General features: G+C 36.1%; 11 protein-coding genes. 3 read left to right on the top strand and 8 right to left on the bottom strand.

The features are described 5' to 3' along the window. Window positions 1-66: 66 nt before the first annotated feature. The 3 genes from iolG to iolD are packed head-to-tail and all read right to left on the bottom strand — an operon-like array spanning window position 67 to window position 3,952. Entirely contained in the window at window positions 67-1,077 is a 1,011-nt protein-coding gene (iolG, locus tag QV06_RS07780; protein WP_065237646.1) for an inositol 2-dehydrogenase, read from the bottom strand. A gap of 11 nt (window positions 1,078-1,088) precedes the next feature. Then, window positions 1,089-1,985 (bottom strand): myo-inosose-2 dehydratase, encoded by an 897-nt coding sequence (gene iolE, locus QV06_RS07775; RefSeq protein ID WP_065237645.1) that lies wholly within the window; start codon window positions 1,983-1,985, stop codon window positions 1,089-1,091. Between the two features lie 32 nt (window positions 1,986-2,017). Next, window positions 2,018-3,952 carry a 3D-(3,5/4)-trihydroxycyclohexane-1,2-dione acylhydrolase (decyclizing) gene (gene iolD / locus QV06_RS07770; RefSeq protein ID WP_065233675.1) on the bottom strand — a complete coding sequence of 645 codons (1,935 nt, stop codon included), beginning with the start codon at window positions 3,950-3,952 and terminating at the stop codon, window positions 2,018-2,020. A 343-nt stretch (window positions 3,953-4,295) separates the two neighbouring features. Between iolD and QV06_RS07765 the strand changes: the two genes are divergently transcribed. After that, entirely contained in the window at window positions 4,296-6,200 is a 1,905-nt protein-coding gene (locus tag QV06_RS07765) for a bifunctional 5-dehydro-2-deoxygluconokinase/5-dehydro-2-deoxyphosphogluconate aldolase (RefSeq protein ID WP_065237644.1), read from the top strand. 121 nt (window positions 6,201-6,321) lie between these two features. On the opposite strand, the gene QV06_RS07760 is transcribed toward QV06_RS07765, so the two are convergent. Then, window positions 6,322-7,155, bottom strand: a complete 834-nt coding sequence (locus QV06_RS07760) for a MurR/RpiR family transcriptional regulator (RefSeq protein ID WP_065237643.1) — start codon at window positions 7,153-7,155, stop codon at window positions 6,322-6,324. A 229-nt stretch (window positions 7,156-7,384) separates the two neighbouring features. Between QV06_RS07760 and prlC the strand changes: the two genes are divergently transcribed. Next, window positions 7,385-9,430, top strand: coding sequence for an oligopeptidase A (gene prlC / locus QV06_RS07755; protein ID WP_065237642.1), 2,046 nt, complete (start codon window positions 7,385-7,387; stop codon window positions 9,428-9,430). Window positions 9,431-9,485: 55 nt separating this feature from the next. Here the strand turns inward: prlC and QV06_RS07750 are convergent, their stop codons facing one another. The 4 genes from QV06_RS07750 to QV06_RS07735 all read right to left on the bottom strand — a co-directional run bounded on the left by QV06_RS07750 (window position 9,486) and on the right by QV06_RS07735 (window position 14,066). Next, on the bottom strand, window positions 9,486-10,898 hold the full coding sequence (locus QV06_RS07750; RefSeq protein ID WP_065237641.1) for an alanine/glycine:cation symporter family protein: 1,413 nt from the start codon (window positions 10,896-10,898) through the stop codon (window positions 9,486-9,488). 141 nt (window positions 10,899-11,039) lie between these two features. Beyond that, the gene (gene cpxA, locus QV06_RS07745) at window positions 11,040-12,458 is read right to left on the bottom strand and encodes an envelope stress sensor histidine kinase CpxA (protein WP_065237640.1); all 1,419 of its coding nucleotides are present in this window, start codon (window positions 12,456-12,458) and stop codon (window positions 11,040-11,042) included. Window positions 12,459-12,543: 85 nt separating this feature from the next. Continuing rightward, window positions 12,544-13,266, bottom strand: coding sequence for an envelope stress response regulator transcription factor CpxR (gene cpxR / locus QV06_RS07740; RefSeq protein WP_065237639.1), 723 nt, complete (start codon window positions 13,264-13,266; stop codon window positions 12,544-12,546). Between the two features lie 197 nt (window positions 13,267-13,463). After that, window positions 13,464-14,066, bottom strand: a complete 603-nt coding sequence (locus QV06_RS07735; RefSeq protein ID WP_065237638.1) for a peroxiredoxin C — start codon at window positions 14,064-14,066, stop codon at window positions 13,464-13,466. 181 nt (window positions 14,067-14,247) lie between these two features. Here QV06_RS07735 and metC point away from each other — a divergent pair, with 181 nt between their 5' ends. Continuing rightward, entirely contained in the window at window positions 14,248-15,441 is a 1,194-nt protein-coding gene (gene metC / locus QV06_RS07730; protein WP_065237637.1) for a cystathionine beta-lyase, read from the top strand. Window positions 15,442-15,627 lie beyond the last annotated feature (186 nt).

Genomic DNA, 15,627 nt, shown 5'->3' with positions numbered 1-15,627 from the left:
CCATTTTGTCTACTACACCATAGATAAGCCTATCGGGGATAACTTTAAGCTAAAAGATCTATGGAATTAGGCAACTTCGCTAATTTTAACTGGGCGTCCTTCATCTAAAGATTTTTTCGCTGCTAATGCGATTAATACTGGTTGTAAACCATCATTACCATTCACTAAAGTTGGCTTGTCATTGACGATAGAATCCACGAAACATTTGATTTCATCTGCAAAAGATTGCATATAACGTTCAAGGAAGAAGTATTTTGGTTTTTCAGCAATAACGCCAGCTTCACAAGAATAAACCGCAGTAGAATCGGTATCATTGCGAGTTTGTACAGCCCCTTTTGAACCAAAAACTTCAGCACGTTGATCGTAACCGTAAACTGCTTTACGGCTGTTGTCTATAACACCAATAGCGCCATTAGCTAATTTTAAGGTAATTACTGCAGTATCAATGTCGCCTGCTTTACCAATTTCTGGATTAACTAATACACCACCAGCTGCATAAACCTCAATAACTTCACTACCAGATAGGTAACGAATCATATCAAAATCATGAATAGTCATATCGAAGAATAAACCACCAGATACTTTTACATATTCAATTGGTGGAGCATCTGGGTCACGAGATGTAACACGGATTAAATGTGGTTCACCGATATCACCAGCAACTACACGATCTTTAATTGCTTTAAAGTTATGGTCAAAACGGCGGTTAAAACCAACTTGGAATTTCACACCTGCTTTCTCAACAACATCGAGCACTTCACGAATTTTGTCTTTATTTGGATCAATTGGTTTTTCGCAGAAAATATGTTTACCCGCTTGAGCGGCTTCAATAGAGATTGGTGCATGAGTATTGGTTGATGAACAAACTAATACCGCATCAATTTCAGGATCTTGTAAAATTTTACGATAATCATCGTAAACATTAGGGATCCCCATACTTGCTGCCCAAGATTGTAATTCTTCAGTTACTTTGATATCAGAAATTGCTTTAATTTCCGCACCTTTAACATATTTGCTGATACTTTCTGAGTGAACTCGACCGATACGTCCAGCACCAATAATACCTACTTTAATCATTTTATGACTCCTTAAATACCTGCAACTTCTTTAATATATTTACGACCTTTCAATGCATATTCAAATGGGTTTGCTAAAGCAGGATCTTGTTCCGCTTCAACGACCATCCAGCCTTTGTAATTATGTTTTTCTAAGATGTCAAAAATTGGTTTAAAATCAATTACACCATCACCAGGTACGGTAAATGTTCCTTTTTTCACACCTTCTAAGAAGCTAAGATCGTTAGCTTTTACTTCAGCAACCACTTCATCACGCACATCTTTTAAATGAACATGAACAATACGATCAATGTATTTCTCTAAGACATCTAACATTGCTTGTTGGCTACCTTCAGAATAATAAAGGTGTCCTGAATCGAATAAGAGATAAACATCATCATTAGTTATTTCCATATATTTATCCACTTCAGCAGGTGTTTGAATACCTGTTCCCATATGGTGGTGTAAACATACTTTCATACCTTTTTCAGCTGCTAATTTAGCCAATTCGTTATAGCCTTCTGCAAGTAATTGCCATTCAGCTTCAGTGAAAATAGTTTTTTCTTTGAAAATTGCTTTCTTTTGCCCTTGAATACTACGACTTTGTTCTGAACAACCGATTACTTTCGCCCCCATTGCATGAAGGAAATCACGATGTTCAATAAAGCCTTTGATAGTTTCTTCTTTTTTACCATCTACAAAGAATGTACTAAACCATGCGTTACAAATTTGAATACCGCGTACATCTAATTTGTGTTTTAACACTGCAATATCACGTGGATATTTATTACCAACTTCACAACCTTGGTAGCCAGCAAGCGCCATTTCACTTACACATTGTTCAAATGTATTTTCACTCCCTAGTTCTGGAAGGTCATCATTAGTCCAGCCAATAGGGGCAATACCAAGTTTTACATTTTCTGCTTTCATAAATTTTCTCCTAGTGGAAAATAAGTAAATTATTAATAACGTCTTGCTTCATTGATGCGTAATTGCGAAGTTGTGTAAGCTTGGCGAATACGTTCTTTTGTAGAAACTTCAGCTACGCCAACATGCCACCAACTGCCATAACCATGAACCATTGTTTTTGGTAAGACTTTTACATCAATTAAAGTTGGAACTGATTGTTTTTTCGCATCTGCTAATGCGGCAATAAGTTCTTGTTCATTACGAACGGTATAAGTTTTACAACCATAACTTGCTGCATTCATTGCAAAATCAATGGGGATAAATCCAGCATCAAGTTTATTTGTATTTGGATTTCTAAAACGGAACTCTGTACAGAAACTATCCATACCATGACCTACTTGTAAGTTGTTGATACAACCATTAGTCATATTATCGAAGAGTACGACATTAATTTTTTTCTGTTCTTGTACTGCGGTAACTAATTCGGTATGCAACATTAAGTAAGAACCATCACCGAGTAAGGTATAAACTTCTTTGTTTGGCTCTGCTAATTTTGCACCTAAAGAAGCGGCAACTTCATATCCCATGCAAGAGTAACCATATTCAAGATGGTAAGTATTTTCGCCTTTTGCTTGCCATACACGTTGTAAGTCGCCTGGTAGACTACCTGCTGCGGCAACAATAATATCGTTTTCAGTAAGTTGTTGATTTAAGATACCAAGTACACGACTTTGGGTAAGGCAAGAACCAGTTAATTTAATAAATTCTGCAAAAATCTTATCCCGATTTGGTAATGCGTCATTGACTTCAGGGACAAATTTTTCGGAATAAGTAACGTGTGCAACACGATGCAACTCTTCTGCCATCTGTTGTTTCGCATCAGCAACTTGTGAACCCCATTCAGCTTGGTAACCAGTAAGAAGTGGTTGTAATTGTTGTAATGCCGCTTTTGCATCAGCTGTGATTTGAACTCCATCAAGTTTATAAGCATCAAAACGTGCAACATTGATATTGAGGAACTCAACATTTTCATTTTGGAAAATCCATTTAGATGAGGTGGTAAAATCGGTATAACGAGTACCAACCCCAATCACTAGGTCAGCTTCTTTTGCTAAGAGATTTGCTGCAAGGCAACCAGTTTCACCAACACCACCTACATTTAATGGGTGATCTGCAACAATAGCGCTTTTACCTGCTTGAGTTTCTGCAAATGGAATTTGATAAGCTTCCGCAAATGCTTTAAGTTCTTGCGCTGCTTCAGAATAACGTACGCCACCACCACAAATAATTAATGGTTTTTTCTTCTGTTTAATTAATTCAACTGCTTGTGACAACATTGCTGCGGTTGCAGGTGTTCTTTCAATACGGTGAATACGTTTTTCAAAGAAATATTCAGGATAGTCATAAGCTTCAGCTTGAACATCTTGTGGAAGTGCAATAGTCACAGCACCAGTTTCAGCTGGATCAGTAAGTACACGCATAGCGTTAATACAAGCGCTCATTAACTGTTCTGGACGAGTTACACGATCCCAATATTTACTTACTGCTCGGAAAGCGTCATTGGTACTAATACTTAAATCATAGGGCTGTTCAATTTGTTGTAATACAGGATCTGGTTGGCGAGTAGCAAAAACATCTCCTGGTAATAGTAATAATGGAATACGGTTGGCTGTTGCTGTCGCGGCAGCTGTAATCATATTTGCTGCACCTGGACCAACAGAAGAAGTACAAGCATAAATTTGTTTTCTTAATTTTTGTTTAGCAAATCCAGTTGCAATGTGAGCCATACCTTGCTCATTGCGACCTTGATGGACAATTAATTCACCACTGTCTTGTTCTAAGGCTTGACCTAAACCAAGTACATTACCATGACCAAAAATTGCAAAGATACCTTTCACAAATTTTGTAACTTTACCATCGACTTCAACATATTGATTATCTAAGAATTTTACGAGTGCTTGCGCAACTGTAAGGCGTTGAGTTTTCATTGACTTCTCCTTAATTCATCTTCTCAATTAAGATTGATTGGTTGTTATTCTACTCAAAAAATTTTCCAATAAAACGAAATATGAAATATAAATTTCATTTTTGAGAGGTGGATCAACTATTTTAAAAAAATTTGCATAAATCTAAGGCATAATTCAGTTATCTTTCAGTTGATTTAATCGAAAAGCAGTTCTTTTTTACTATAAAAATGAAAAATTTTGAGATCTCTCTCGCAAAAAAGATCATAATATGTGGAAAATTGAAATTTTTATTCTAAAATTAAAATCGATAGATTTTTTATTTTCTTTAAATGTGAAGTGGCACTGATTTTTTAGGAGGCAGGAAATGTCTAAAACATTAGATGTAATTTGTTTAGGCCGTGTTGCAGTAGATTTGTATTCACAACAAATAGGTTCCCGTTTAGAAGATGTAAGCAATTTTTCTAAATATTTGGGTGGTTCATCAGGTAATGTTGCTTATGGTACCGCAATTCAAGGTTTAAAATCTTCAATGTTAGCCCGTGTTGGTGATGAACATATGGGGCGTTTTTTACGTGAAGAGTTACAAAGCGTTGGGGTAGATACGAGCCATTTAATTACGGATAAAGAACGTTTAACCGCATTAGTTATTCTAGGTATTAAAGATACTGAAACTTTCCCACTCATTTTTTATCGTGATAATTGTGCTGATATGGCTATTACCGCAGATGATTTCAGCGAAGAGTATATTGCTTCAGCAAAAGCTTTAGCAATTACAGGTACTCATCTATCACATCCAAAAACTCGTCATGCAGTATTGACAGCATTAGAATATGCAGGTCGTAATGGTACTAAACGTTTATTAGATATTGATTATCGACCTGTATTGTGGGGATTAACCTCATTAGGTGATGGTGAAACACGTTATATTGATTCAGAAGCCGTAACAAAATCTTTGCAAGAAGTATTGCATCATTTTGATGTATTAGTAGGAACAGAAGAGGAGTTCCATATTGCAGGCGGTTCAACAGATACATTAACAGCATTAAAAAATGTACGTAAATTTTCAAATGCAACATTAGTTTGTAAACGTGGTGCTTTAGGTTGTTCAGTATTTGAAGGTGAGATCCCAGATGATATTGATGGTGGCTTAAATGTGTATGGTGTTCGGGTTGCTGTATTAAATGTATTAGGTGCTGGAGATGCCTTTATGTCTGGCTTATTGCGTGGCTATGTTAATGAAGAAGGATGGGAACAAGCTTGTCGTTATGCAAATGCGTGTGGTGCATTAGTTGTTTCTCGCCATGGTTGTGCACCTGCAATGCCAACTAAAGCTGAATTAGATGACTATCTCTCTCGTGCAGAATCAGTCCCTCGTCCTGATCTAGATAGTACACTTAACCATTTACACCGAGTAACAACACGGAAACAAGAATGGGATAATCTTTGCATTTTTGCCTTTGATCACCGTTTACAGTTAGAGGAAATGGCGGAAAAATGTGGTGCAGATGTAAAACGAATTCCACAACTTAAACAGTTATTACTACAAGCAGCAGAGCAAACGGCAAAAGAAGAAGGTATCTATGATGGACACGCAGGAATTTTAGCGGATACCACTTACGGTCAAGATGCTCTAAATGCGATTACAGGTAAAAAATGGTGGATTGGTCGCCCTATTGAAAAACCAGCATCACGCCCATTAGAACTAGAGCATGGTGACTTGGGTAGTCAGTTGATTTCTTGGCCAAAAGAGCATGTAGTGAAATGTTTAGCATTCTATCATCCAAATGACAATGAAAACATCAAACAACGCCAAGATGCTAAATTGTTAGAAGTGTATCAAGCGTGTTGCCGTACAGGTCATGAATTATTGTTAGAAATTATTCTGCCAAAAGATATGGAGCAAAATGAAGCGTACTATGTTGAAATCATTAGCCATTTATATCAATTAGGTATTAAACCAGATTGGTGGAAACTTCCAGGAATGACATCAATCACTTGGCAACAACTTACAGCGGTAATCAATGCTAATGATAAATATTGTCGAGGTATCTTAATTTTAGGCCTAGATGCACCAGAGAGTGTTTTTGATGAAACATTCAAACAAGCAGCATTAGCTCCAATGGTGAAAGGATTTGCGGTAGGTAGAACAATTTTTGGTGAACCGTCTGCACAATGGCTAGCAAATCAATTAGATGATCAAGCATTAATTAGTGCCGTTTCAGAGAAATATCGTAAATTGATCCATCTTTGGAAAAAATATCGCGGTTAAGCAATAGTTTTAAGTAGGAGAGTAAGCCCAATAACCTAACCTTTCGAGGTTAGGTTATTTTTTGTCATTGGTATAGTAATAGGAATAAAAATAAAAATAAAAATAAAACCTTAATGCCTAGTTACAGATTATCTTCTTGTTGGAATGCTAAAGAGATCGCTAAACTTTGCACTAGATTCATTGTTGAACATTGAGAACGGAAGCCGTTGATATGAGCTTCTTTGATGACAAAAGAAATATCGCTAAAACTCACTAACGGACTTAGTTGGCTATCGGTGATTGCAATCTGTTTTACCCCTTCTTTAGCAACGGAATCTAAGATATTCAGTGTTTCTTTGGCATAAGGGGCAAAGCTAATTGCCACTACAACATCACCAGGTTTAATCAAATTTAACTGTTCTTCAAACATTCCACCTAATCCGTCAATGATATAGGAGCGGCGGTTCAGATGGTGTAACGCATAATTTAAATAACAAGCGATACTATAAGAACGCTTTAACCCAATAATAAAAATATTATTGGCAGAATCTAATAATTTCACTGCATTGTTGAGTTGCTTGCTATCAATATTTGTAGCAAGTTGTGTTAATGCTGTGGCATTAGCATGAGCGAAAACGGCTAAAATATTTTCTGGACTATTCTGTTGGGTATTTTCTGCATCCATTTTATGAAAAAGTTCAGCCCTTTCTTTATAGTCAGCAGTAGATTCCATCAGGCTTTCTTTAAACACCTGCTTCATTTCATTAAAACCACTAAAATCAAAAACATTAGCAAAACGAATTAATGTTGAAGGCGGAACCTCTGCCCGTTCAGCAATCACCGCAACAGTATCAAATACCACACTATTTGGGTTATCTAGGATATATTTGGCAACTTGTTTTAATCGTTTACTTAGAGAGTCATAACGTTCTCTGATTTGATATTCTAATTGTTCGACTTTGATTGATTTATTCATATTTTTATGCGTAGTGAGTGAAATGTAATCAACATTCTAAGATATCTTACTAGGAATTGAAAAGAAAATTTCATTTTTATTGATTATGGTACAAGTAGCCATAGGGCTATATTGATTTGCTCTATGATAGAAAAAGAGAAAATAATATGGGTTGAATGGTATGATGTGGTTGAAATCTGAAGCTTATCCCCAATAACTAGGAACGTATTTTTTTATAAGGATAACTATTATGTCAAACCCATTATTAGATCCAAAAGGATTACCTGAATTTTCAAAAATTAAATTAGAACATATCCAACCAGCGATTAGCCAATTAATTCAACAATGTCGTGATACCGTAGAAGAGGTGTTAAAACAGCCAGAATTAACTTGGCAAAATTTCTATTTACCATTGGCTGAAGTCAATGACAAATTAAGTAAAGCGTGGTCGCCTGTTGCACATCTAAACTCAGTGAAAAATAGCCCAGAATTACGAGAAGTTTATCAAGCTTGTTTACCATTACTGTCTGAATACGGTACTTGGGTGGGGCAACATCAAGGACTATATAAAGCCTATCTACAACTAAAAAACAGCCCAGAATTTGCTAGCTTAGCAAAAGATCAACAAAAAGCGATTGAAAATAGCCTACGTGATTTTGAGTTATCTGGTATTTCTCTTCCGGCAGAACAACAGCAACGTTATGCCGAAATTGTTGCACGTTTATCAGAATTAAGTTCCCAATTTAGTAATAATGTACTTGATGCAACGATGGGTTGGGAAAAGGTGATTACGGATGTGAAAGAAATCGCTGGTTTACCAGAAAGTGCATTGCAAGCAGCGAAAGCGTCTGCAGAAAGTAAAGGCGTGGAAGGGTATCGTTTTACATTAGAGTTTCCAAGTTATCTACCTGTAATGACCTATTGTGAAAATCGTGCTTTACGTGAAGAAATGTACCGAGCGTTTACGACCAGAGCCTCTGATCAAGGGCCAAATGCGGGTAAATGGGATAACTCCCCAATTATGCAAGAGATTCTTACTTTACGTTATGAGCTAGCAAAATTACTCGGGTTTGATACCTATGCAGATTTATCACTAGCAACCAAGATGGCAGAAAGTCCAAAACAAGTATTAGATTTCTTGCAAAATTTAGCAAGTTGTTCCAAAGCGCAAGGCGAAAAAGAATTTACAGAATTACAGCAGTTTTGTCGTGAACATTTCGCCGTTGAAGAGTTGGCTGCTTGGGATATTGCTTTTTATAGCGAAAAACAAAAGCAAGCATTATTTGCAATTAATGATGAAGAGTTACGCCCATACTTTCCAGAAGATCGCGTATTATCGGGTCTGTTTGAAGTGGTTTCGCGAATTTTTAAAATTAAAGCTGTTGAACGTTTTGATGTGGATACCTATCATCCAGAGGTACGATTCTTTGATTTAATTGATGAAAATAATGAGCTAAGAGGAAGTTTTTATCTTGATCTTTATGCCTGTGAACATAAACGTGGTGGTGCATGGATGGATGATTGTATTAGTCGTAAACGTAAATTAGATGGTTCATTACAAAAACCGGTAGCTTATTTAGTATGTAACTTTAATCGTCCAATTGGCGATAAACCGGCACTCTTTACTCATGATGAAGTGACGACATTATTCCATGAGTTTGGGCATGGTATCCATCATATGCTGACAAAAATTGAAACTGGCGATGTATCAGGAATTAATGGTGTACCATGGGATGCAGTCGAATTACCAAGCCAATTTATGGAAAATTGGTGTTGGGAAGAGGAGGCATTACAGTTTATCTCTGGCCATTATCAAACAGGAGAGCCGTTACCAAAAGAGAAGTTAGCTCAATTAATCAAAGCGAAAAATTTCCAAGCTGCTATGTTTGTCTTGCGTCAACTAGAGTTTGGTTTATTTGATTTCCGCTTACACTATGAATTTGATCCAACTAAATCAGAGCAAGTTGCAACAATTTCCGCTGAAGTCAAACAGGATGTTGCTGTAGTGAAAACGCCAACTTGGGTAAGAACACCGCATAGTTTTAGCCATATTTTTGCGGGTGGTTATGCCGCTGGCTATTATAGTTATTTATGGGCAGAAGTCCTTTCTGCGGATGCCTTTTCGCGTTTTGAAGAAGAGGGAATTTTTAATCCAGAAACAGGTAAGTCTTTCTTAGATAATATTTTAACTCGTGGTGGTTCGGAAGAGCCAATGGAGCTCTTTAAGCGTTTCAGAGGCAGAGAACCTAAGTTAGATGCATTATTGCGTCATAAAGGAATTATTGGTCAAGCATAAGGATTGAACGGATAAGGAAAATGGCAGATTGATGATCTGCCATTTTTATTGCTGATTAACGCCAAATATTTGGTTTCACTTTATTGATCAGTTGAGGATAATTTTCTACTTTAAACTCTGGTTCTTTTGTTGTTTTAAGTTGTGATTGATAGTCTTTTAATAAGAGAATCACAATTGGAGAAAGTAGCAAAATAGCAATTAGGTTGATCATTGCCATAATCCCCATAAATGTATCTGCCATATCCCACACAAGTGCCATCTTTTGTACAGCGCCAAAATAAACCATTGCTAAGACGAGCATTCGGAAAATCATAATCACAGTTGGATTATTTTTAATAAATTGAATGTTCCCTTCTGCATAAGCATAATTACCAATAATAGTAGAAAAAGCGAACATAAATAGAATCACTGCAAGGAAATCTTTCCCCCAAGGGCCGACTTGATGTTCTATGGCTAATTGTGTTAATTGGGCACCACTTACTCCTGAGGTTAAAGACTCACCAGAAAGTAAGACGATTACAGCGGTTGCAGTACAGATAATGATGGTATCTACAAACACTCCTAACATTTGAATTAATCCTTGGCTAACAGGGTGTTTGACATCAGCGCTTGCTGCTGCATTTGGTGCTGAACCCATCCCTGCCTCGTTAGAGTATAAACCACGTTTAATACCATACATCATTGCTTGTGAGAATACTGCACCAAAGAATCCACCTGCAGCAGCATCAAAGTTGAACGCAGAAGAAATAATTAGGTTTAAGGTTTGTGGAACAATGCTTAAGTTATTGAAGAGAATATATATCGCCATAGCGAGATAAAGAAATGCCATAAATGGTACTAATACTTCAGCAATGCGTGAAATTCTACGGATCCCACCAAAGATCATTGGTGCGGTAAGAATCACCAACACGACACCAACAGCTTGTGGAGAGAACCCCCAAGCGCCGTTACTGGCTTCTGCAATGGTATTGGATTGAACGGCATTAAATACAAAGCCGTAAGTTAGAATAAGAGAGATAGCAAATAACCAGCCAAACCAACGTTGTTTTAATCCTGAAGTAATGTAGTATGCTGGACCGCCACGGAAATGTCCGGCAAGATCTTTAACTTTAAATAATTGGGCTAAAGAAGATTCAGCAAAGGCACTACTCATACCAAGTAGTGCAGTAACCCACATCCAGAATACGGCACCCGGTCCACCCATTGTAATTGCAATAGATACGCCAGCGATGTTACCAACACCAACTCGACTTGCTAGCCCAGTAACAAACGCTTGGAATGGCGAAATTGCGTGCTTGCATTCAACATTTCTTCCGCCAAGCATTTCTCGAATACTTTGCGGTAATAAACGAATTTGAACAAAGAATAGTGAGAGTGTGAAGTAAAGCCCTGTTCCTAATAAGGTAACAATTACAATATTCCACAAAGGCTCATTAATTTGATTGATTAGATTATGAAAGGCTTCCATTCATAGACCTCGATTAATTGTTATAGGATTAGCAAATGAACGAAACCATAACATAACTAAAGGGTAAAAAGAATAAGAATTTTATATTATTTAACAATTAAATCTTTTTTTTGTAATTTGTATCACAAAAATTCTATTTTTCTAATCAAACCATAAAGGTAATCGGATTTTTACTAGTAATCCACCTAATTCACTTTGCATCGCTTCGATAGTGCCATTATGCTGTTTAACTGTATTAGATACGATTGCAAGACCTAATCCAAAACCACCAGACTCTCGTGTACGTGCCGTATCGACCCGATAAAATGGCTCAAAAATCTGTTTATATTCGATAGGGTCAATGCCATTACCATCATCTTCAATATGAATAATTAGTTGATCTTTTTTGATAAAGAAGGACAGTTTGATTATTTGATTGCCATATTTTTTCGCATTTTGAATAATATTTTCTAATGCGCCGGCCAGCGTTGAAATATTTCCATTAATAAAATAACGATCTACATTTTCAATATGATTTTCGATAATTAACTGTTTATTTGTATGTTCTTCTTTATTTAATTGATCAATTTCAAAACGGGTATTTTCTATTACTTCATCCCAAATATCTGTAATTGGGGAGATTTCATGTTCAAGATGACTATTAATTTGCTGACGAGAGATATTTAAAATATCAGAGATCATTTGTTCTAATTGTTCAGCTTCTGTTTCTATTCTTGCTAATTCAGGTGTTTCACCATGACGACGGCGAATAATCGCTGCAGAAAGTTTGAGTCGAGCGAGAGGGGTTCTTAATTCATGAGAAATATCAGAAAGCATTCTTTTTTGAGAATTTAATAAATTTTCAACTGCAGTCACCATTTGGTTAAAGCTTTTTCCTACTGCACGAATTTCTACTGGACCTTCAGTTTCTAATTCAGGATTAATAGTAAAATGTCCCATAGCCACATTATTTACTGCTTTACGTAATTTAGTGATAGAGTGAGTAATATGGTAAGAAAGAATAAATAATATAGGAGCTGAGAGAGAAATTATTACTAATAGCATTAATAAATAATTATCAAAAAATTCTTTAATAAAAGGATGTATTGGCGGAATGTTTTCAATAAAATAAATATAATAACTAGGAAGATTTTCCTTATTATGAGATAAATTTATAATAAAAGGACCGATAAACTCTGAGTTATTAAATTGCTTTTTTTGTGGGTATAAAGGATTATGTGAACGACTAAAAAACTCCTTTAAATTTTGATGATCTTGAGAGTTAACATTTAATATTTTTCTAGTTTTACTTACTATAGCAAATCTTAAGTGCTTTTCTTTTTCAACAAATTCAACTTGCTTCTGAATACGAAATACCCCCTCAAGCTTGGTTTTTTCTGTCATAGAGAAAATAATTTCTTGATAAAATTTAATTTCTTCATCATCAAGAGTAGAGTATTTTCTTGCATCAAAGGAAGGCAATATGGCAGCAATAGTGAATGAAATACAAAAGATAAGAATAAAGAAAAGATAGATTTGTCCTGTTAATGAAGTAAATGGCTTGGAGATACGTTTTTTCATAAATAATACTTTTAAGTACAATAAAACCCTTATTTCTTGGAAACAAGGGTTCTATTAATTTATTACCAATTTTAATCAGATAATGTTATTTATCAGTAATTAAGAGATAACCCCGTCCTCTGAGCGTTTTAAACCAAGGTAAATTATCTCTTCGTGGTGGTAATTTTTTACGTAAATTCGACATATGCATATCAATTGCACGATCAAATGGTGTTAGGCGTTTGCCTAAGATCTCAATAGAAAGTAATTCTCTTGAAAGAATTAGACCAGGATTACGAATGAGCATATGTAATAATGCAAATTCAGTTCCGGTTAGTTCAAGATCTCGTCCTTGATACATAACCTGTTGACGTCCTGGATATAGCATAATGTCATCAAAATGAATATTTTTAGAATCATTTGACGTGTCAATTTCTAAGGTATTATTGGTGTTTTTTGTTTCTTCAGCAGTATTAACACGACGTAGGATAGCTTTAATTCGAGCAACTAATTCACGATCATTAAACGGTTTTGAAAGATAATCATCTGCACCTAACTCTAAGCCCAAAATTCTATCAACATCATCACCTCTAGCGGTTAACATTAATACTGGTATTGCGTATTTTTGGCGAATTTTCTTTAATGTTTCAATTCCATTAAGTTTTGGCATCATGATATCTAATAGAATGAGATCAATACTAGGGTTTAATTGATTTAATGCATCCTCACCATTATGAACAATCTCTACATCAAAACTTTCCATTGCTAAGACTTCAGATAATAAATTTGTAAATTCGATATCGTCATCAACAAGAAGTATTTTAGGCATTTTTATGTCCCCTTTTTTAATAAATGCCGTTTATTGTATAGGAATAATAGATTTATAAAAGGAAAATCTTGCAAAATTGGTTGGACTAGATCAAATTTTGCTTATAAATTGGATGAATAATGTTTCGTTGAGTGATATTTTTTCTAAAAAATGAAGCCCCACGTAATGTGGGGCTAAGAATGAAAAGTGATTAACAATTAAAGTTGCTCAGCATTTTTCTTCAAGTATGCAGCAACACCTTCAGGGTTGTCTTTCATACCTTCTTTACCTTTTGACCATTGAGCTGGGCAAACTTCACCGTGTTCTTCGTGGAATGCAAGAGCATCAACCATACGAAGCATTTCATCAATGTTACGACCTAATGGAAGATCGTTAACAACTTGGTGACGAACAACACCGTTTTTATCAATTAAGAAAGATGCACGTAATGCAACACCGGCAGCTGGGTGTTCGATACCATAAGCTTCAGCGATTTCGTGTTTAACGTCAGCAACCATAGCGAATTGAACTTCACCAATACCGCCTTTATCTACTGGAGTTTTACGCCATGCATTGTGAGTATATTGAGAGTCGATAGAAACACCAACAACTTCAACACCACGTTTTTTGAATTCTTGATAACGGTGATCAAATGCAATGATTTCTGATGGACAAACGAAAGTGAAGTCTAAAGGCCAGAAGAAAACAACTGCTGCTTTACCTTCGATATGTTTTTTAAGATTGAAATTATCAACGATTTCACCGTTACCTAAAACAGCTGATGCAGTAAAATCTGGTGCTTGACGAGTTACTAATACCATAACTATCTCCTTGTGAGTATCTAATTAATGATTATTATGAGGAAAAACAACGAAAGATTTAAATTAGCTCGTTGTTTTTAACGGGGTAAAAGATACCGCTTTCTCTATTGAATATACAGTTGTTTTTATCTATCAAATCAATTAATGTGAAACTATATATTTAGCAAGAGAGGTGTTAATAATGATAACTCAAATACAGCAAAAAAACACTCAACTTATTCATTCTGGTCGTAAAAATCGAGTGACCCAGGGTAGTGTTAATCCTGTTATTCAGCGTGCTTCATCTTTAGTTTTTGATACTGTTGCTGATAAAAAAGCGGCAACACGTCAACGGACTAAACAAGCCCTATTTTATGGGCGTAGAGGGACGCTGACCCATTTTGCTTTACAAGATTTAATGTGTGAATTAGAAGGTGGAGCAGGTTGTTATCTCTACCCTTGTGGAGCAGCAGCAATTAGTAATAGTTTGTTGGCATTTGTCGCACAAGGTGATCATATTTTAGTTACTGGTGCTGCTTATGAGCCAACTCAAGAGTTTTGTCAAGTGATGCTAAAAAAATTAGGTGTAGAAACAACCTTCTTCGATCCAATGATTGGTGAACACATTGCTGAGCTAATTCAAGACAATACAAAAGTCGTATTTTTGGAGGCACCTAGCTCCTTAACGATGGAAGTTGCCGATATTCCAAGTATGGTTCAGGCAATACGCGCGAAAAAGCCAGAAATGATCATTATGATTGATAATACTTGGTCAGGTGGCTTGTTATTTCCAGCTTTGCAACATGATATTGATATTTCGATTCAAGCGGGTACTAAGTATTTGGTTGGCCATTCTGATGGTATGATTGGTACTGCAGTAGCGAATGAACGTACTTGGGATCAATTACGTGAGCAATCTTATCTTATGGGGCAAATGGTGGATGCAGACACAGCTTACATGACAGCACGAGGAATTCGTACTTTAGCATTGCGTTTGCAACAACATGGTGAAAGTAGTCTCAAAATTGCACGCTGGTTAGCTGAACAACCAGAGGTAAAAGCTGTCTATCATCCAGCCCTACCAAGTTGTCCAGGGCATCAATTTTTCCAACGTGATTTCCATGGAGCAAGTGGTTTATTCTCTTTTGAATTAAACAAACGCTTAGATGATCAAGAAGTTGCTACATTCCTAGATCATTTCAATTTATTTACGATGGCGTATTCATGGGGTGGCTATGAATCATTAATTTTAGTGAATCAACCTGAAGAAATTGCCCGTATTCGACCAAATATAGCACGTAAGCTGACAGGCAGTTTAGTACGTATTCATGTAGGGTTAGAAGATTGTAATGACCTGATCGCTGATTTAGCGGATGGTTTAGCTAGAATTCGTTAAACTGGTTCATAAGTACAGTAATCTGCACTCAGTTTGATGGCAAAGTTTAATAGTTTTTAAAAATTTTTGTTCTAATTAGTATTTAGTTTTCGCCCTAAAGGGCGACCTACTTTTCTTTATGCGTATAAAGAAAAGTAGGCAAAAGAAAGTACGCCCTCGCACACTTGCTACTCCTCATTCCAATAA

This window comes from Gallibacterium genomosp. 3 (genome assembly GCF_001678475.1).
Lineage (GTDB): Bacteria > Pseudomonadota > Gammaproteobacteria > Enterobacterales > Pasteurellaceae > Gallibacterium > Gallibacterium faecale.
The sequence above is the reverse complement of the archived record's forward strand: the minus strand, read 5'-3'. Positions and strand labels throughout refer to the sequence as shown.